This window comes from Bartonella sp. AA97HXZ (assembly GCF_042196985.1).
In the GTDB taxonomy this organism is placed as follows: Bacteria; Pseudomonadota; Alphaproteobacteria; order Rhizobiales; family Rhizobiaceae; genus Bartonella.
Genome location: NZ_JBHIRC010000004.1, coordinates 52,644 through 71,839 on the forward strand (window position 1 = coordinate 52,644; position 19,196 = coordinate 71,839).

General features: G+C 37.7%; 19 protein-coding genes and 3 pseudogenes. 7 read left to right on the forward strand and 15 right to left on the reverse strand.

The genetic code is table 11. From position 1 onward, the window contains the following. Positions 1 to 322: 322 nt before the first annotated feature. From ACFINE_RS03660 to ACFINE_RS03675, 4 genes are all read right to left on the reverse strand, one after another. Positions 323 to 682 (reverse strand): hypothetical protein, encoded by a 360-nt coding sequence (locus ACFINE_RS03660; RefSeq protein WP_375608402.1) that lies wholly within the window; start codon positions 680 to 682, stop codon positions 323 to 325. 180 nt (positions 683 to 862) lie between these two features. Beyond that, the gene (locus tag ACFINE_RS03665; protein ID WP_375621080.1) at positions 863 to 1,267 is read right to left on the reverse strand and encodes a hypothetical protein; all 405 of its coding nucleotides are present in this window, start codon (positions 1,265 to 1,267) and stop codon (positions 863 to 865) included. Next, positions 1,264 to 2,061 carry a hypothetical protein gene (locus ACFINE_RS03670; RefSeq protein WP_375621081.1) on the reverse strand — a complete coding sequence of 266 codons (798 nt, stop codon included), beginning with the start codon at positions 2,059 to 2,061 and terminating at the stop codon, positions 1,264 to 1,266. The genes ACFINE_RS03665 and ACFINE_RS03670 overlap by 4 nt, the downstream gene beginning before the upstream one ends. Before the next feature lie 114 nt (positions 2,062 to 2,175). Further along, positions 2,176 to 2,601, reverse strand: coding sequence for a hypothetical protein (locus ACFINE_RS03675; RefSeq protein ID WP_375621082.1), 426 nt, complete (start codon positions 2,599 to 2,601; stop codon positions 2,176 to 2,178). Between the two features lie 125 nt (positions 2,602 to 2,726). On the opposite strand from ACFINE_RS03675, the pseudogene ACFINE_RS03680 reads away from it, so the two are divergent. The 3 genes and pseudogenes from ACFINE_RS03680 to ACFINE_RS03690 form a co-directional block, all read left to right on the forward strand. Beyond that, positions 2,727 to 3,173, forward strand: a pseudogene (locus ACFINE_RS03680) (DUF488 family protein). A 103-nt stretch (positions 3,174 to 3,276) separates the two neighbouring features. Then, on the forward strand, positions 3,277 to 3,444 hold the full coding sequence (locus ACFINE_RS03685) for a hypothetical protein (protein ID WP_375621083.1): 168 nt from the start codon (positions 3,277 to 3,279) through the stop codon (positions 3,442 to 3,444). Positions 3,445 to 3,579: 135 nt separating this feature from the next. Then, a pseudogene (locus ACFINE_RS03690) lies at positions 3,580 to 4,482 on the forward strand (tyrosine-type recombinase/integrase); the annotation flags it as partial. Positions 4,483 to 4,538: 56 nt separating this feature from the next. On the opposite strand, the gene ACFINE_RS03695 reads toward ACFINE_RS03690, so the two are convergent. From ACFINE_RS03695 to ACFINE_RS03720, 6 genes and pseudogenes are all read right to left on the reverse strand, one after another. Next, positions 4,539 to 4,838 (reverse strand): HigA family addiction module antitoxin, encoded by a 300-nt coding sequence (locus ACFINE_RS03695; protein ID WP_375621084.1) that lies wholly within the window; start codon positions 4,836 to 4,838, stop codon positions 4,539 to 4,541. 17 nt (positions 4,839 to 4,855) lie between these two features. Then, positions 4,856 to 5,136 (reverse strand): annotated as a pseudogene (locus ACFINE_RS03700) (type II toxin-antitoxin system RelE/ParE family toxin). Positions 5,137 to 5,341: 205 nt separating this feature from the next. Beyond that, the gene (locus ACFINE_RS03705) at positions 5,342 to 5,977 is read right to left on the reverse strand and encodes a ribonuclease HII (RefSeq protein WP_375621085.1); all 636 of its coding nucleotides are present in this window, start codon (positions 5,975 to 5,977) and stop codon (positions 5,342 to 5,344) included. 198 nt (positions 5,978 to 6,175) lie between these two features. After that, the gene (locus ACFINE_RS03710) at positions 6,176 to 7,084 is read right to left on the reverse strand and encodes a 4-(cytidine 5'-diphospho)-2-C-methyl-D-erythritol kinase (protein WP_375621086.1); all 909 of its coding nucleotides are present in this window, start codon (positions 7,082 to 7,084) and stop codon (positions 6,176 to 6,178) included. A gap of 237 nt (positions 7,085 to 7,321) precedes the next feature. Then, complete coding sequence (locus ACFINE_RS03715; protein ID WP_375612095.1) at positions 7,322 to 8,170, reverse strand: S49 family peptidase; 849 nt, start codon at positions 8,168 to 8,170, stop codon at positions 7,322 to 7,324. Positions 8,171 to 8,361: 191 nt separating this feature from the next. Beyond that, on the reverse strand, positions 8,362 to 9,150 hold the full coding sequence (locus ACFINE_RS03720; RefSeq protein WP_375621087.1) for a tRNA1(Val) (adenine(37)-N6)-methyltransferase: 789 nt from the start codon (positions 9,148 to 9,150) through the stop codon (positions 8,362 to 8,364). Between the two features lie 179 nt (positions 9,151 to 9,329). Here ACFINE_RS03720 and ACFINE_RS03725 point away from each other — a divergent pair, with 179 nt between their 5' ends. The 4 genes from ACFINE_RS03725 to glyS all read left to right on the forward strand — a co-directional run bounded on the left by ACFINE_RS03725 (position 9,330) and on the right by glyS (position 15,451). Continuing rightward, on the forward strand, positions 9,330 to 10,406 hold the full coding sequence (locus tag ACFINE_RS03725; protein ID WP_375621088.1) for a polyprenyl synthetase family protein: 1,077 nt from the start codon (positions 9,330 to 9,332) through the stop codon (positions 10,404 to 10,406). 95 nt (positions 10,407 to 10,501) lie between these two features. Next, on the forward strand, positions 10,502 to 12,196 hold the full coding sequence (locus ACFINE_RS03730) for a tetratricopeptide repeat protein (protein WP_375621089.1): 1,695 nt from the start codon (positions 10,502 to 10,504) through the stop codon (positions 12,194 to 12,196). A 91-nt stretch (positions 12,197 to 12,287) separates the two neighbouring features. After that, positions 12,288 to 13,229 (forward strand): glycine--tRNA ligase subunit alpha, encoded by a 942-nt coding sequence (locus tag ACFINE_RS03735; protein WP_375621090.1) that lies wholly within the window; start codon positions 12,288 to 12,290, stop codon positions 13,227 to 13,229. After that, positions 13,229 to 15,451 (forward strand): glycine--tRNA ligase subunit beta, encoded by a 2,223-nt coding sequence (gene glyS / locus ACFINE_RS03740; protein WP_375621091.1) that lies wholly within the window; start codon positions 13,229 to 13,231, stop codon positions 15,449 to 15,451. The genes ACFINE_RS03735 and glyS overlap by 1 nt, the downstream gene beginning before the upstream one ends. A gap of 124 nt (positions 15,452 to 15,575) precedes the next feature. Here the strand turns inward: glyS and ACFINE_RS03745 are convergent, their stop codons facing one another. The 5 genes from ACFINE_RS03745 to ACFINE_RS03765 all read right to left on the reverse strand — a co-directional run bounded on the left by ACFINE_RS03745 (position 15,576) and on the right by ACFINE_RS03765 (position 18,276). Beyond that, on the reverse strand, positions 15,576 to 16,070 hold the full coding sequence (locus tag ACFINE_RS03745) for a F0F1 ATP synthase subunit B (RefSeq protein ID WP_375621092.1): 495 nt from the start codon (positions 16,068 to 16,070) through the stop codon (positions 15,576 to 15,578). Positions 16,071 to 16,081: 11 nt separating this feature from the next. Continuing rightward, on the reverse strand, positions 16,082 to 16,648 hold the full coding sequence (locus ACFINE_RS03750; protein WP_375621093.1) for a F0F1 ATP synthase subunit B: 567 nt from the start codon (positions 16,646 to 16,648) through the stop codon (positions 16,082 to 16,084). 142 nt (positions 16,649 to 16,790) lie between these two features. Continuing rightward, positions 16,791 to 17,021, reverse strand: coding sequence for a F0F1 ATP synthase subunit C (locus ACFINE_RS03755; protein WP_005773968.1), 231 nt, complete (start codon positions 17,019 to 17,021; stop codon positions 16,791 to 16,793). Between the two features lie 54 nt (positions 17,022 to 17,075). Beyond that, complete coding sequence (locus ACFINE_RS03760; protein ID WP_375606478.1) at positions 17,076 to 17,834, reverse strand: F0F1 ATP synthase subunit A; 759 nt, start codon at positions 17,832 to 17,834, stop codon at positions 17,076 to 17,078. A gap of 7 nt (positions 17,835 to 17,841) precedes the next feature. Next, on the reverse strand, positions 17,842 to 18,276 hold the full coding sequence (locus ACFINE_RS03765) for an AtpZ/AtpI family protein (protein WP_375621145.1): 435 nt from the start codon (positions 18,274 to 18,276) through the stop codon (positions 17,842 to 17,844). Between the last annotated feature and the right edge of the window lie 920 nt (positions 18,277 to 19,196).

Consider the following 19,196-nt stretch of genomic DNA (forward strand, 5'->3'; position numbering starts at 1 on the left):
CAAAGTTTCATCTATTTACCAGCATGATCTACTTTTAGTACTTTAGCAATAGTATTTTGTATCTAAAATTCAGAAAAACAAAGAAATTATTCAAACACTCGCAAAAAAACTTTTAGATTCTTTGCACAAACATCTTCATCCTGCTACATCACATTGATTTATAAAGATAACTTATTGTTTTCATGTTGAATGAAAAAACTAATTCTGTAGGATTCTATCATTTAAAATCTGTTCCATGTTGTATTAATTAAAATCACTTGCTTGCACGTTACAAGCGAAATTTTCGTAAGGACGGACAAGGCTTTCTCTGCTGAAGCAAGACCTAAGGTTTGCATTCAAGTTGTTCTGAATGCTTTTTACAATAAGGGCTATTTAAGCGTCTCTCAACACTTCGCTGAGGCATGACAGCACCAGGACGACATATGGGAAGGTTGTCTGATTTATGGTTCTCACACCAATCTTGTATTGTAAAGCTAGGGCGAAAACCTGATTGCGCCATACACATTTCAATACTGGCAAATTGATTCAAATCTAGCGCCACAACCTTATTAAGGTCCGGTACTCCACATTCTAAAAGTATTTTATTTCTCCATAATGCTGGAGAAAGTGAGGGAATTGAGTTAACACATCCAGTGATACTTAACAGAGCTATACAACTCAACAGTTTTAAGATTTTCTTCATTCTTCCCCTCTTTCAATGGATTTATTTACAATAAAAAAGCTCGGAAGCTTGTTGATATTTTCTGTCATCGCTGCTTAAAACAACGGTGACCAATATTGAGATGATTGGTTGAGGGAACAATCCCGCCATTCCAAGCAAATGCAAGGATGGCGGATTGTTAATCATCACAAACAGCAAAACTTAAGGCTGGCATTTGCGACTATTTTTATATTTTTTACAAAAAGGGCTGTTCAAACGCTTCTTGACACTGCGCTGTGGTATAACAGCACCTGGACGACAAATGGGAAGGTTTTCGGCTTTATGATTTCCACACCAGCCTCCCCCCACATCATATTTATAGCGAAATCCCGCTTGGAGCATGCAAGCATCAATGGTTGCATTTGCATTGTAGTTGAGCTTTCTGCTTTCTGGATCCTTATCATAAGGAGTTGGCATACCGCATTCTAATAATGCTTTTGCTACCTCTGTAAAATCTGCTCCTGGTTTTTCCCATGCCCCTATAGAAGATGTGGGAGTTTTATTAAACTGGCACCCAGCTATACTCAATAGAGTTATCACACTTAATAATTTTAAGGTTTGTTTCATTTTTTGCTCCATGAATTAATTGAATCAATTTGTATACGGTGAGATGAACCATAATCATGTCTACATGCTCGATCCACATTTGCATAACAAACATGAGGGCTGGGATAACTAAATAGTACTTTCTTTGCCCCTTTAACTGCGTTACTACCAAAGGGTCTTTGGTAAAAAGTAGCGGAATTTCCACCAAATACTACACCAACAAAATCATCTGCATGGTTTTCCAAGCCGACAGTGGTTTGCTTGCCATCCTTTAAGATATATAACGTATCTGCCATGTCTTGAGTATTATAAGCTGGACCAAAAAAATTAACCGTTGTTTCCTTTGCTATACCGTGAACACCATGCTTTACTAAATCATGTGATCCATTTCCTGCTGTTATGGTACCACGACTATGGGCATCATCATGCAATCCTGTATTGCCATAAAGATACATTGTATCCTGGAATTTCTTGGTTGAATTGGTCAATCCAAAAAAAAATCTACCTTCCAGAAACTTCTGAAAAATCGCTATCCCTACTTCCACTTCCCAGTCTTCAGCTTCTGGGAAGTATGTAAAATAAAGGGGACCATGATCATTGTCAGCAAACTGGACAGTATAACGCGCAGCATCATCTGGTGAGGTAAAAATACCATTGTAAAACATATGAACCTTGCCATCAGAACCTTTTTGTAAATGTTTTTCTTCTTCAGGCGTTAAATAACGATACAGAGGTATTTTTCTTCCATGACTGTCTTTGATAGGTTTTCCATTTTCATCTGTTGCATAGAGGACATTGCCATTTTCATCATGCAAAACCTCACCCTCAGGATGCTCTTTGAGATATGCGAATCGCGTATTTTGTCCCAGTATCCCAATCCTTCATCCGATAAATTATTGATCATATCTACGCGATTATGCACTACCCCCTCAAGCGGTGCGACATCTAACTGTCACTACTGCTTGGTGTGCTGCTGCGGTGTTGCGGTTGAGAGAGCCAATGATTTGTCCAGCATCTTGCCCCATCGCCCTCTGTCCAGTTGTATCAGTAAGAATGATAGTCCCATCACTGATAGCAGATTTGGTTTCCCCTTCTGCTCCATCCTTGGCTTTGCCGTGATTTAAAACATTCTTGGCAATGTTTTTTATCGTGTCATTCCCAGAAAGGCTAAACCCATGGCTGCTGGCTTTAGCATGGGCACCGTTGCTGATATCACTGGTGCTAATGCTTCCAGTGGTCAGGCTGTTTTTATCTGCCGGCGCGGTGCTGGCAATGATGCCTCCGGTCAGCGTTGTTTTGTCTTTAACAATGATATTAAAGCCGCCATCACCCGCTTTGATGCCCGATTGCTCCACAACACTATGATAATCGCTAGAGGATTTATCCCTTTTGGAAAGAGGCGCTCATAGAGCTCCCACCTATTTACTAAGGAAATTAAACGTGTGTAACATCAAACATATCATCATACAGCCTGCTAAAGATGAGAGCTTTGTTTTTTACCATTGGCTATGAAAGAAAATCCTTTGAGGACTATTTCAATCAACTTATCAAAAATAATATTAAACTTTTGTATGATATTCGTAAAAATCCAATAAGCAGAAAATACGGATTTTCAAAAAGACAATTAGAGAAAGTTGTAAACAACATTGATATTGAATATATGGCATATGCCTGAACTTGGAATTGCCTCTGAAAAACGAAGAAATTTGAAAACACAAAAGATTATGATCGCCTTTTTGAAGATTATCAAAATACAACTCTCAAGGATAATTCTTGTGCAATAAACAAATTATATCAAATTTTTTTAAACAAAAAGCGCGTTGCAATCACCTGTTTTGAAGCTAATGTATGCATGTGTCATAGAGGACAACTCGCATTAGCTCTCATTCCATTGCCTGATTGGAAATATGAAATTAAGCACATCTAAAAAAATAAATTTGCATATTTTTAAAAAATGGGAGTGCCCATATGCCTCCCAGCCCCCTACCCATTCCTAATAACTTTTAAGTGATGCATGATTCACGCTACGGGTGAATTCTGCGCAAATCAAGGAAAAGAAATATGAACTGACTGATGAAACAATTGAGGTTGGTGGATACATTACACTTTACTGCATCCGTGCTTTGAGAGACTTTGGAGATGTAAAGGCAGGTGATCTTGGCGCTTTTATACAAAAAGAAGACAATCTAAGTCGATAGCAATTGCTGGATAAGTGATGATGCAAAAGTCTATGGTTATGCCAAAGTTTTTGGGGATGCACAAGTTTTCGGTGGTACATTTATTAGTGGAAAAGCTAAAATTTATGACAGTCCATTGATTTCCATCAGAGCAAATATACGCTGGCTATTAAACAAGCGCAAAATGGCATCTCCAAGAAAATAAACAGACTTACAAAAGGCTCTTTCGATTGGTTATTGCATCAGTATTTACAAAGCATGCAATGGCATAATCAATTAGAAACTACTAAAAAATTAAGTATAGAATTCTGAACAATGTTTCTAAAAATATTGCTGATCGTGCACATAAAAGCATAGAAAAACACCACATCCTTGACGCCGTAGACAGAAGGCGAGCTACTCTCGCAGCGGCAAAATATTTTTTGACCTCTTTAAACAATCTCTTTAATTGGACGGTTGATAATGCCCTTTTAAATAGAAATCCTGCCTTTAATATAAAAGCACCAAAATCTTTAAACAGTGGGGGATTGCTGCCATAGCTAGAAGAGGACATAGACAAATATTATCACCATTGGTCACACGGTACACATGAACGCGTCTGGATTGATGTTCTTCTTTCACAGGCTTGCGTGCGCGCGCCGTGATGACACCGTTCGTATCAGCTGGAAAGACGTCAAAGATAATATCATTTATCTCAAAACAGAAAAGAGCCAATTTAAAACAGATGTTTTTCTTCCTATTTTACCAAAACTAGAGGAAACCCTTAAAATTGGTCCCATAGGTGATGAAACATTCATTTGTGGTAAAGGTGGAAATAAGCTTGTCAAAGAAAGTTTTGGCAACCTCTTTCGTGAAGCATGTAATGCGGCGGGTATTAAAAAATCAGCGCACGGATTGCGAAAATTAGCAGCAACACGTGCAGCCAATGCTGGTGCGACAGTTTCGCAAATGAAAGCGCTTTTTGGCTGGACCGAAGATAAAATGGCATCCCTTTGTACCAAAACAGCCGATAGAAAACGACTTGCAATAGAAGCAATCAAAAAGCTACAAAAAAGCTAGAGCAATGAGCGGCAGCTAAAAAACAAACCAAAGCACCATCAAAATTATTAACGAAGTCAAAGCGGCGTTTGAGGTGTATCAGAAACAAGAAGAGAAATAGGTGGTTGTGCCTGTTGCTTTGTTTGCCATAAATTATAGTTTGTTTGCATATCCAACCAAAATTTTGCTTTACTAAAACCAGCTAATTCTAATTTCACTGCAAGTTCGGTACTTATAGAAGCATGTCCGTTAATCACTCTTGATAAAGAAGCTCTTGTCATATGGAGATGATCAGCTAATTTTTGTATTGTTATCCCCATTTCTTCTAAGAAAGCTACTTTCAGAACTTCACCGGGATGTGCGGGGTTATGCGTCATTTTTTTCATTCCTCTCATCAATGGTAATCTTGATAATCAACAAGCTCCACATCTGTTCCTATAAAGCGAAAAGTAACACGCCAATTTCCATTCATCCATATATAATAGTACCCTGTAAGAGCACCTTTAAGAGGGTGGATTTTAAAGGCAGGCGCTCTCAACATTTCAGGCGTAGTAGCACTTGTTAAAGCCGTTAAGATAACGCGTAATTTTTTAAGTGATCTGATCAAATAGCCTTTGTGGAACCTGTTGTATAAAATAATTTTAAGCCCTTATATTTAAAACTAACAATTGCCATTACCGCCCCTTATCGTATATCGTTGCTATACGGTTAATAACAATAAGAGTCAAGCCCATGTTAGAAATATCTAATTCTATATCTGGAAAAAATGGATGGGAATAAGTGATAAAAAAGCTTCAAAAAGGTTAGGGATAGACACCCAAAAAAACATAACAGAATCAATGATTATAAAATCCCTTACTCTTGTAATAAATTATTGATTTTAATTGCCTTTTTTACACTCTTTTAGTGGTGCAAAACTATAACGATGTAATCCTATAACTGGTCCATATTTATCAAGAGCTGTACGATGCGCTAGCGTTGCATAACCTACATGCTTCTCTAAACCATACCCTTTATAAACTTGTCCTGCACATTCCATCATCCGGTCACGCGTTACTTTCGCAATAATGGATGCGGCTGCAATTGAAACCGAACGCTGATCGCCCTTAATCAACGCCATTGCAGGACAGGACAACTCAGAAGGAATATCACGCCCATCAACAAGGACATAGTGGACTGGAATGACTAATCCTATAATACAGCGACGCATTGCTTCTAAAGTTGCTTTTCTAATATTGGATTGATCAATTGTACGAGCACAAAGACTGGCGACTGAAACCGCTAATGCACTTTGCAAAATTTCATGATAAAGTCTATTTCGTTGGAGAAAAGAAAGTTTTTTTGAATCATTTAACCCATTAGGAATACGATCTTTATCCAAGATAACCGCTGCTGTTACCACAGGTCCAGCGAGAGGCCCCCGTCCTACTTCATCAACACCTGCTATATGACAAAAACCCTGTTTTTGCAAATCCAATTCGCACGAAAAATTTGGTTGAAGCGGCAAATTAAACATCTTTGATACATCACAAATACAACAAACATACATCTATTTCTGTAGCCTGATCATTTTTTGCAAGCATTACAGTTTTAAATGGCTCTTCAAACATTCCACGAATTCTTGCACAAAAAATAAAAAACACATTTCTTTGGTTACCCTCTTTCATTATGTATAATAAAATCATGATGAAATAAAAGCTTTTATATTTATTTATCAAATATTTCCTAAAGTCATGATAGGTTTTACAAACCAATTTGGGTGCATTGATTTGATAAAAAGAGCTGCTTGTTGCGCCGTTTGTTTATTTTTAAAAATGCCAAAGCAAGTTGCTCCCGTTCCAGACATACGGGAAAAAAGAGCCCCACATTCATCTAATATAGATAACACTTCAGCTAACTGAGGTGCTATTTTTAATGCAGGAGAAAAAAGATCATTACGCGTTTCTTGTAAAGCTTCAACCAATGAATCAACATTTTTTAAAGCCTCTGTATTAATTTTTAAAGAAGGATTATGACGCTTCTCTAACGCTTTAAAAACAGCTTGTGTTGAAATCTCTTGTCCATGATTAACCAATACCATTGCTAATGAACAAGCTTCTTTTAGTCGTATCATCTCTTGACCAATTCCTTTAACCAAAAGCGGCTGCTGATATTCTAATGCACAAAGGCACATGGGAACATCAGCACCAAGAACTAAGCTCTTTTTTGCTAATTCTTCGTAAGGACAATCAAGATTCCACTGTTGACGCAACATGCTGATAACCCCAGCTGCATCACCTGAGCCGCCACCAATGCCTGAAGCAACAGGTAATGTTTTTACAAGCCGAAAAAAAGCAGGTTGAGCACATTCCGGAAAAGTCTTATGCATAAAGTCCCGTGCGCGAATAACCAAATTGTCTAAATGGGAAACAAGTCCTTTTGCAAACCACCCCGTCAAAACAAACTGATTATTTTCACAAGGTGCATAGTGTAGACAATCACCACTAAGACTAAAATAAACCAAACTTTCTATTAAATGATACCCATCAGCACGTTGCCCCACAACATGTAAAGCTAAATTCAATTTAATAGGTGTAAATAAATAGGAATGTCTTTGGAACGAAGTTTGTACATTTGATATCATATGACCTAATATTCACTTACATAGGGTTCTTTTAAAAATTCCCCCCTTTTACCCATACTTTTAGCACGAGCCCTATAAACAGCTTGGAATATTCTTAATCGTTTTCTAAAAAAACAATAAATATAAAGAGTTCTCATACAAAATAAATGACATGTTCTCATTCGTATCATTGCAAGCCTTTTTCCTTCTAGCATCTGTTTTTAGATAAAATCTCTCTGGCTTGAATGATCCTTTCCATCACAAACCATAACGCTGCCAAAGAGCTCGCTCTTCTGCTGCCATCAATGCACTATCAACGACTGTATAAACCGTATGTGCCGTCACTCCTGAAGGCGTTTTAGGTCCTAAAAAACTTTTTGGAGGCATAATAAGTCGAAGTTTTGCATCATTACCAAAGCGCTCCTTAATAACAGAACGTACATCATTCAATCCATCAACCAGACCAAGCCCAACGCTTTGTTTTCCACTCCAAAACATTCCTGTAAAGAGATTCGAATCATCTGATAATTTTTCAGCACGCCGTTCTTTAACCAAATCGATAAAAGTTTGATGCACTTCAAGTTGGAGAGATTTCAAATGCTCAATATCCGCCTTTTTTTCTGGCTGAAATGGATCTAATGTAACTTTGTTCTTTCCTGCTGTGTAGACACGCCGTTCGATACCAATTTTCTTCAAAAGTTCCGGAAAACCAAAGGAAGCTGAAACCACTCCAATGGAACCAACAATTGAAGAAGGATCTGCAAAAATTTCATCCCCTGCACAAGCAATCATATAACCACCAGATGCTGCAATATCTTCAATAAACACAAGAACCTTTTTATTTTTTTCTTCTGCCAAGTCACGAATGCGCTTGAAGATAAAACGCGATTGTACAGGTGAACCACCAGGAGAATTAATAATAAGTGCAACAACCGGTGACTTTTTGTGTGCGAAAGCCTTCTCTAAAAGATTTGCACACCTACTGAGGGAAAGGGTACGAGATATAGATGCTGATGAATCCATAATTGCTCCTTGAAGGCGCACCACAGGAATTTCAAGTTTATCGGAAGAAAAACGGCGTGGAATAAAACTTTTAATAAAATCCATCAAAACAAAATCTCCTTATAAATTAAGAACAATTAAATAGGCAAGGACAACAAAAAGGAAGAACGCGATAACATCCAAAAGCGCCAATCAATCCCCACATTACAAGCAGAAATATAATTTCACCCAAAGTCAAACCTCCCTAACAACAAAGTGTAGACTTTAAATAATAAACTAAAAAACACAAGATACTATTAGAAAAGTTCCCACAAGCTTATATATCCATTATTAATTGCATCAACTCGGGGTGAAAAAGTATGGTCATTACCTTCATGTATAACCAATGCCGGTAAAATAGATAAAGCTGCTCGGCTTCCTCGTTTTGCGTAAAATAAAAGACGAATTGCTGCTGTTTTCGCACGAGCATGCACAGGAATTATACAAATACCACCAAAACGCCCTTCTAAAGCACGCAAGATATCTGACAGCGATTGTGGACGCGCAATGAGCCCTAAGTATCCACCTGGCTTAACAATAGCTGCTGCACTCCGCAACCAGTTATCAAACATTGCTTCAGACATAACATGTGCTTCAGATTTTTGTTTATCAGGTGTCTTACGATCGGTGGGATTATTAAAAGGTGGATTCATAATCGCAAAATCAAAGCTATTATCTATCAAACCTGCTTTTATACGGGCATTCCCTTTGAAGGTAACATCTGCTTCTAGCAAACAAATTCGGCTAGCAAATTGTTTATTTTGTTTTAGCATAAGCGTTTTTTGAGCGTAAGATACCATAAAAGCTGAACGTTCAACTAAGGTAACATGAACTTTCAGACAACGCGAAGCAACAGCCAAACCCGCAGCTCCAGCACCTGCACCTAAATCAACAACCTTGCCCTTTAAATCACTTGGAACCAAACTAGCTAATAACATCGCATCCATTCCAGAACGATGACCATATTTATGGGGTTGAACCAAATAAAATTTCCCGCGGTGAAAACTGTCAATTGTTTCACCACTCTGATTCGCTGCTTTATCCATTTAAAAGCCTAATGCTCACCTTTATAAACTGCATTTTTGCCATTCAGCTGCTATTTTAAATTTTTTATTATTTCATAACAATAAGATTACACTCGCTAAAGAACATTTCTTGCCAATAACATTCCAAGCTAACACTTTTAAACGACATCAAAAGCTTGAGTCAAAACCAAACCCCCTTTATGCTAATGAATAAAGTAAATTTTATATATGTCCATTGCAATACTCTAGGAGTAAACACATTGAGTGCAGCTATCAAACCAAAACAAATAAGAAATAATCAAATTTCTCTTCAATCTCTTGTCAATCTTACTCAAAAAGATATGGATTGCGTAAATCAATTTATTCTCTCTATGGCAAAATCAGAGGTTGAGATGATTCCTGAAATTTCTAACCATCTTATTTCATCAGGTGGAAAGCGATTACGCCCAATGATTACGCTCGCTTCTGCTCATATGTTCGGTTATCAAAGTGACGGGCATATAAAACTCGCAACAGCTGTTGAATTTATGCATACAGCAACATTACTACACGATGATGTGATTGATGAAAGTAATTTACGACGTGGAAAATCTACAGCACGGATGATTTGGGGGAATCAAGCAAGTGTACTTGTTGGTGATTTCCTATTGGGCCAGGCCTTTAAAATGATGGTCGATGTCGGTTCCATAGAAGCGCTCTCTGTCCTAGCCAACGCTGCTGCAATTATTGCTGAAGGAGAAGTTATGCAACTTTCTGCCGCAAAAAATATAAAAACCAGCCCTTCAGAATATCTCAAAATCATCAATGCAAAAACAGCAGCACTTTTTTCAGCAGCCGCTGAAGTAGGACCCATTATTGCTGGCTATGGAAATAAAGAGCGTTCTTCATTACGTGAATATGGAACATCCTTAGGTTTAGCTTTCCAATTAATTGATGATGCACTTGACTATAGCGGTAGTGCTCAAAACTTAGGAAAAAATATAGGGGATGATTTTAGAGAAGGAAAAATCACAATGCCTGTTATTCTCGCATATGAGCGTGGGAATATGGTAGAAAAAGATTTCTGGAAAAAAGCGCTTGAAGATGGCAATAATAATGATGAATCCTTCGCACACGCGCAACACTTAATGGAAAAGTATGATAGTATCACAGATACAATAGAACAAGCACGCATCTATGGAAAATATGCAATTGATGCTCTTGTTCCCATGAATGAAAATCTTGCTTATAATGCTCTCGTTGAGACTGTTGAATTTTGTATTGCGCGCGTAAACTGAATTCTTTGCAAGAATCGCAGTATTTCTCAACACAGTAATGAGATATGATCTATAAACAACACCATCAATTGATTATCTTGAAAAGGATTAGCTCCATGTGCTCTGCAACGGTATCTCGACTTTTTGCCCTCTTTATCGTGGGTATCATGCTGATGCCATCCCTCACCTACAGTAAAATAAGTGCAGCAACTCATACAAGCTCATTTACAGGTGCTTATTTAGCTGGAAGGGTTGCAAATCATGAAAATAAAACAGAACTTGCTATCAATTATTTTAAACAAGCACTGGTTTATCAACCTGATAACATTGAAACACAAAAAGAGCTCCTTGAAGCTATGCTCTCGGTCGGAAACTTTAAAGAAGCTGTCCAACAAGCCCAAAAACTCAAAGAGAACGATGTTATAACTCCCTTTGTTTCCTTAACTTTGTCAGTAGAAAGTCTCATCAAAAAAGATTATAAGACTGCCAAGGCTCTTCTGAAATTAAAGGAACTTCCTACGTCCAATAATCCAATACCTGAACTCATCGGCGCTTGGATTACATTTGGATCTGGACAAAAATCTCAGGCAATCGATGATCTTAAGAAACTCAAAGGTCCTGTCTGGTATGATCTTTTTATATCTTATCATCTAGCACTTATGAGCGACCTTGCAGAACGGCCAAAGGATGCAAAAAAATATTTCATTAAAGCACTGAGTAACAAACAGGGAACTCTTATCGCTCCTAATACTTATGAGCGTATTATCATAGCCTATGCCTCATTCCAATTGCGCCATAATATGCGCAACCAAGCTCTTCAAACAATCCAGCATGGCGAACAAATGTTGTCAGGTCGAGAAGTCCTTAAAAACTTTCAAGAAAAAATTGAAAAAAATTCTTTCTTAGAGAGAGTTATTAAAACACCTCAACAAGGAGCAGCCGAGGTATTATATAATTTTGGAACAGCCCTCAACTACAAAAACTCAGGGCGAATTGCACGTATTTTTAAGCAATTATCTTTCGCATTATACCCTCAAAATGACGCAACACTGTTTCAGCTCGCACACATTTCTGCTAAATTGAACGATCCACATCAAGCAATTAAACTTTATCGCGCTTTATCCCCTAAATCTCCTTATTATAAAGATGGACAACTTCATCTTGCATTCCTTCTTGCCAATAACAACAATTACAAAGAAGCAATAAAATTACTCACATTGTTAAATAAAAAATTTCCCAATGATCGTAATATTTTGATAACGCTCGTTGCTTTTTATATGCAGGATAATAAATTTCTTGAGGCCATTAAAACTCTAGACTACGCTATTACAAAGATAAAAAACTTTCAGCAGGACGATTGGAAACTCTTTTATCAGCGTGGTATTGCTTTTGAACGTTTAAAGCAATGGCCAAAAGCAGAACTTGACTTGCGAAAATCACTTGAATTTTTCCCAAATCAACCGCAGGTTCTTAATTATTTAGCCTATTCCCTTGTGGAACGTGGTGAGAAGCTTGAAGAATCGCTCCGTATGCTACAAAAAGCCTCTGCTTTACAAGCTCACAACAGTCATATTCTCGATTCTTTAGGGTGGGCTTATTATAAACTAAAAGAATATAATAAAGCAGTGCAAATATTAGAAAATGCTGTCAGATTACAACCTGAGGACCCAACACTAAATGATCATTTAGGGGATGCCTATTGGAAAGTTGGGCGTAAACGTGAAGCAATCTTTCAATGGAACCACGCAATTGACGGAAAACCAGAAAACTCTGAACAAATTCAAGAAAAGTTGAAATTTGGTTTGCAATAAACGATGCTTAACCATAAACCACATGAAATAATAAATAGAGAAACTAAAATTACTTTGTTTTTTGTTTAGTTCAATATAAAGAGTATAAAGCGTGAAACTGCCTGAACATCTTAACCCCAAACGTTCTTTTCAGGGACTAATCTTAACTTTGCAAAATTATTGGGCACACTATGGGTGTGCAATTTTGCAACCTTACGATATGGAAGTCGGAGCTGGGACTTTTCATCCAGCAACAACATTACGCTCTCTAGGACCACGCCCTTGGAAAGTTGCTTATGTCCAACCCTCTCGACGTCCAACAGATGGCCGATATGGTAAGAATCCAAATCGTTTACAACACTATTATCAATTCCAAGTGCTTCTCAAACCCTCTCCGCTCAATCTACAAGAACTTTATATAAAGTCGCTACAAGCTATCGGGCTTGATACAAAACTGCATGATATTCGCTTTGTTGAAGATGATTGGGAAAGTCCCACTCTTGGTGCTTGGGGGCTTGGATGGGAATGTTGGTGCGATGGAATGGAAGTCTCTCAATTTACTTATTTTCAACAAGTGTGCGGCATTGAATGCACTCCTGTTTCAGGGGAACTCACATACGGTCTTGAGCGTCTAGCGATGTATATCCAAGGGGTTGATAACGTCTATGACCTTAACTTTAATGGTTTGGAGGGAGAAAACAAAATAAGTTATAGAGATATTTTTTTACAAGCAGAACAGGAATACTCATATTATAACTTCGAATTTGCTGATACAAAACTGCTCCATCAGCACTTTATCGATGCAGAACGCGAATGCAGCGCACTTCTTGATGCTGGAAAACCAAATAAAGAAAATGTATTCCATCGCTGTGTTTTTCCTGCCTATGATCAATGTATTAAAGCGAGCCATATCTTTAATCTTTTGCAAGCACGTGGCGTTATTTCTGTAACCGAACGACAAAATTACATTCTTCGCGTTCGTAATCTTGCGCGCCGTTGTGGGGAAGCCTTCTTACTCACAGAAGCTGGACAAATATATACTGGAGAAGCCTAATGTCTGATCTTCTTCTTGAACTTTTCAGTGAAGAAATCCCCGCACGTATGCAACGAAAAGCTGCTGCTGATCTTAAGAAATCTGTTACAGATCAACTTGTGAATGCTGGATTGATCTATGAAGCTGCTCGTGAATATTGGACACCTCGTCGGCTAACATTGGACATACGCGGACTTTCCACACGCTCCAAAGATGTCCATGAAGAACGCAAAGGTCCCAGTATAAAATCACCACAGCATGTAATTGATGGTTTTCTACGTGCAACAGGATTAAATGATGTTTCTGAAGCGCATATTGGACATGATGATAAAAAAGGTCATTTTTATATTGCTAAAATTGTTAAAAAAGGTCGAGCTGCAGAAGAAATTATTGCCGATATTTTACCGGATATTATCCGCAACTTTCCATGGCCGAAATCTATGCGTTGGGGAAAAGATTCAGCACAAAGTGGTACTTTGAAGTGGATTAGACCTTTACAAAACATTCTTTGCATCTTCGGACCAGAAATTGGTGAAACACATGTTATTCCGTTTACAATTGGTTCTCTTAAAAGCAATAATTTAACTTATGGTCATCGTTTCTTAAGTGATGGAGAGCCATTTCAAGTGCGCCGCTTTGATGACTATGTTACTCAACTTGAAACCCATAAAGTCATTCTGGATGCCGAAAGACGAAAGAATATTATTTTAGCTGATGCCCAAAATCTCTGCTTTGCAAACGGTTTAGAATTGGTTCAAGATAATCCCCTCCTAGAAGAAGTTGCTGGTCTTGTTGAATGGCCTGTTATCCTGATGGGTGATTTTGACAAATCATTCCTTGATATTCCTCCAGAAATTATTCGTTTGACCATTAGAGCCAATCAAAAATGTTTTGTCACCCGTAAACAAGGAGAAAAAGTAAAACTTTCTCATCATTTTATTCTCGTTTCTAATATTCTTGCAAATGATGAAGGCAAAGAAATTTCGAAAGGAAATAGTAAGGTTGTCCGTGCCCGTCTTTCTGATGCACTTCATTTTTGGCAAACCGATCAGCGTGATTTGCCTGATCTTCAACAATTGGAATCTTCTATAAAAAAATTTCAACTTGATATAAAAAAACCTCTCGATCAAAGAATGGCGCGACTTGATCATTTGAATGTAACTTTTCATGCTAAATTAGGTACACAAGGAGCAAGGGTAGAACGCATTGCTGCACTCGCACAAGAAATTGCCCCTTTGATACAAACAGATCCTCTTTTAGCAAAACGTGCAGCCATCCTTGCAAAAGCTGATTTGCAAACAGAAATTGTCGGAGAATTTCCTGAACTACAAGGTGTTATGGGGCAAAAATACGCCCTTCTTCAAGGGGAAGATCCTCGCGTAGCTGTAGCAATCGAAGACCATTATAGACCTCAAGGACCAACAGATCGTCTTCCACAAGAACCACTTGCTATAACCGTTATGCTCTCCGACAAAATTGACATGCTCGTTGGCTTTTGGCTCATTAATGAAAAACCAACGGGCTCAAAAGATCCCTATGCGTTAAGACGAGCAGCATTGGGAATTATTAGGCTTGTACTTTCGCGAGATTGGAAAATCAATCTTATGCCGCTGTTCCAGTTAGCAACGAATCTTTTCTTACAACAAAAAAATAAATATGAAATCTCTCAAAGAGAAAATTCACAATTGCAGAATCTGATTCCAGAAAAAACAGAATATATTTTATCAGATCTGTTATTCTTTTTTCATGACCGTCTGAAAATCTATCTAAAAGAGGAAGGCGCTCGTTACGATGCCCTTGAAGCCGTTTTAAATAAAGATTCTGATGATTTTTTATTGGTTGCACGTCGTGTCGAATCCCTTATCGCTTTTATCAACACCCATGATGGAATGAACTTTGTAGCCTCTGTAAAACGTACTGCCAATATTCTTGAAAATGAATTTCAAAAAAGCACAACAATAGCGAATGTAATTAATCCTGAGCTCTTTGTCGAGAAAGAAGAAAAGCAGCTCTATCATGCAATCTGTGAAGTAGAAAGAAAGGTTCTTGCTCCCATCAATGCAACAAATTTATCATTTGCACTCAGTGTGCTAGCGCCACTTGGAAAATTGATTGATATATTTTTTGAAAAAGTATTGGTGAATGATAAAAAACCTGATGTTCGTGCTAACCGTCTTGCTCTTCTCAAACGCACTCACATTGTTACACAATCGGTTGCAGACTTCTCAAAACTTGTCATTTAAAATCAAAATACCCTATTAACTGATAAAAATAATGAAGATAGTTTTTTCTTTTTTATGACTTTTATTAATTAATATTGAGAAAATTATGCAACCAAAGAGACTGTTCTTTATCTCTCAAATATCATTAATTAAGATATGTTTTCATTTTGATAAATGATTCTTTCTCAAGAGACTCTTTGATAAGTTCATCTGCCTTATTAGAATCTATTTCCCTTGCAATAAGGGTACGTGCTGTAGAAATTGCCAAATCAATCGCTGATGAAGAAACCATGCGTATTGCATCCGCTTCTGCTTGGGCAATTTTTTGTTCTGCCAATTTATTGCGGTTTTTTACATATTCTTCTGCTTTTGCACGGGCCTCAGCAATAACAGATTCAACTTCATGCTTTGCTGCTGCAATAATTTCTTGCGCATCTTTTTCTGCTTCTGCATGTTTGCGTTGATATTCAGCCAATATTTCCTGTGCCTCTTCACGAAAACGCAGAGCCTCATCCAGTTCATCTTTGATACGTTTCGCACGCGCATCAAGATGGCGTATAGCCCTCTGTGGAATTTGGAAATAGACTAAAAGAGCCAAAAAAAGAACTAACCCAACAAATGCCCAAAAAGTATCAGTCATCTTTGTCTTCCTCAATAATCCGCAGTTTTAACAACTGAACGAACAGCCTCTTTGCTGATATCAACGTCAATCAATTTTTTCACAATTTCAAGAGCTACTTCTTCAGCGATAGAACCAACATTTTGCATCGCTTTATCCCGAATTTTTGTTATCTGTTTTTCAGCATCTGCGAGTTTTTTCTCTAGACTCTCTTCAATTTCTTTCCGTTTAAGCTCTGCCTTTTCTTTTAATTCTTCACTAGCTACCTGCGCTATAGCCTGCGCGTTCAAACGCGCTTCTGCTAATTTCCGCTCATAAGTTCCAACAACAATGTCTGCTTCTTGCTTCATGCGCATTGCCTGATCTAAATCAGATGCGATTCGATCTCGCCGTGTTTCAATAACACCGCCAATACGTGGTACAATTACACGGGAGATAAAAAGATAAAAAAGTCCGAAAGAAATTGCCAACCAGAAAAAATGCGAACCAAAATGCACAAAATCAAAAGGCGGAAACACACGATTTGCATGCTCTGCCACCTTTTTAATATGTTCTATCGACGTTTCAGTGTTCTGTGCATAAGCGCTTGAAACAAACATCTTCTTTCATCCTTTAAATAGCTTATTAAAGCACTCTATAACCGATGATAACTGACAAACACCTTTCTGGCATCTCTCTTGTTAAGAGCTAAAAGGGTAAATCTTTCCTCATGAAAGAACAGACATACCCTTTTGATGATGATTAAACCCCAAAAAGAAGTAATAAAGCAATGAGCAATGAAAAAATTCCCAAAGCTTCTGTTACAGCAAAACCAAAGACGAGACGTCCAAACTGACTATCTGCTGCTGATGGATTTCGTAATGCACCAGAAAGATAGCTACCAAAAATATTACCAAGTCCTAAAGCTGTTCCAGCCATACCAAAGCAAGCAAGACCAGCGCCAATATATTTTGCTGCAAGCACCATTTCCATGTTATTCTCCTTTAAAGCGAAATTGCATTATTCGACGGAAAACCGCCAGTTCTATTAATGTCCTGGATGAATTGCATCATTAAGATACATACAAGTTAAAACCGTAAAGACGTAAGCCTGAAGAAATGCGACCAAAAACTCAAGAGCAGTAATTGCTACAGTCATAATAAGCGGTAAAATCGAACCACCCACACCTACGAGTCCTACCCCAATCATTGAAACAACAAATCCAGAAAACACTTTAAGCGTAATATGACCAGCAAGCATATTCGCAAAAAGACGAAGAGAAAGACTAATTGGACGGGAGAGAAAAGAAATAACCTCAATCATTGTCACCAGAGGTAAAACCACAACAGGAACTCCACTGGGAACGAACAATTTCAAAAAACTGACCCCATGCTTATAAAAGCCATAACCAATCACCGTCAAAATTACCACCATTGCTAACGAAAACGTGATCATGATTTGAGACGTAACCGTATAAAAATAAGGAAAGAGACCAATAAAGTTAGCAACCAAAATAAAAGTAAACAGAGAAAAAACTAAAGGAAAAAACTGCATTCCCTGCACACCAGATGATTCCCGCAGAGTCGATGCTACAAATTCATATGCCATTTCCGAAAGAGACTGCATCCGTGTTGGAACCAATCCACGACTCGATGATGAAATAAAGAGAAAAATAGAAGTTACAACAACCGTGAGGACTGTAAACAATGATACATTTGTAAACGATAAATCCATATTTCCTATGGAAATCTTAATCAGCCTTAAAACCTCAAACTGATGAATAGGATCTGGAGCGTGCGCTGTCACTTCAACCTCATTTATCGGACCTCTCATTGGCCCCTTTATTTTGTTTATCTTGGCGCAATACGCCTTTTTTTCCTAATTGACTGGAGGAAACATACCCCACAGACCGAAGAATACTCAATACACCAGCAGCAAATCCAAAGAAGAGAAAAAATACCAATCCCCAAGGCCATGAACCTGCTAACTTATCAAACCCCACCCCCAAAACAATACCAACTATAATACTTGCCAGAAACTCACTGGAAAGCTTAATTGCACCTGCCATCCTTCCTTGTGATTTTTCCCGCTTATTCCTATGCTCCCGCTTCTTTAATGCTTGCTTGCGCACTAAAGCTACGCTTAAGTTCCTACTACGACATTCCAAATCCTCTGAATGAAGACACTCTCCTTGCTTTTCCTCTTCAGCCTCCTTACGGCTCATAACGGGTTTCTCGCCCATCGCCATCATTGGCTCCTTAATTAAAAAGCAACATAAGAATACATTTCATAAAACCGTGTGCATCATATTGTTCCCGAATTTATTCGTCAAGATACTAAAAGAAATCTATCACAAGTTATCGTATAAATTTTATTGCAGAAATAACGTATTTTTCAATTTACATGCTTTCTTAAAAAGATATTCCAAGCACCTAAACCGATTTCACGACAGCACCCGTGAATGTATAACGAAAAGTTCACGTGAATAATATAAAACTCATAGAACAACCATTTTTACGCTTAACAAAAGGTGTAAACTAATACCATCTTATTTTCCGACTCCCAATGTTATATCAGCCCTAGTTTTGAAAGAGAACATAGAAAGCTAAAAACAGTATGAGAGCGTTAATTTTCCCCTTTCATTCGAATAAACTTGCACTTTTTAGTTTATGGAAATGATAATAATCAATGGTTTCTATATGATCCTATTCGCAAAGTATTTTACATCCGCCATTACAGACCACATCACGAAATGAGCTTGAGGGTATTAAGAGAAGGTCCTTTAAATACAAAATATTAATAAATCCAAAATTTCAAATAGATTAAGCCAATAAAACACAATAAAATTTAAACACGATTACCATACTACTTTATAAAATTTTAATCCACTTTTATGAATTTCGTTCTTTACAATTGAATATCCGTAGATTCAGCAAATATTTTTGCTTTTTATTCAGACAAACTATCGTAAGCAAAAGCGCTTATTCATAAGCTTTATTTTTATGAAACGATAATCTCATGCTGTTTTCAAACAAGCATCATAATTATATTCCCCTACCCTCATATTGCATCTATTCTTGCACTTAAATAACCCATTAAGAGGATTATGTACTCTTTCTTAAATACTCCCTATCACACTCTTCTCATGCCATGCAAATAAATGATTAT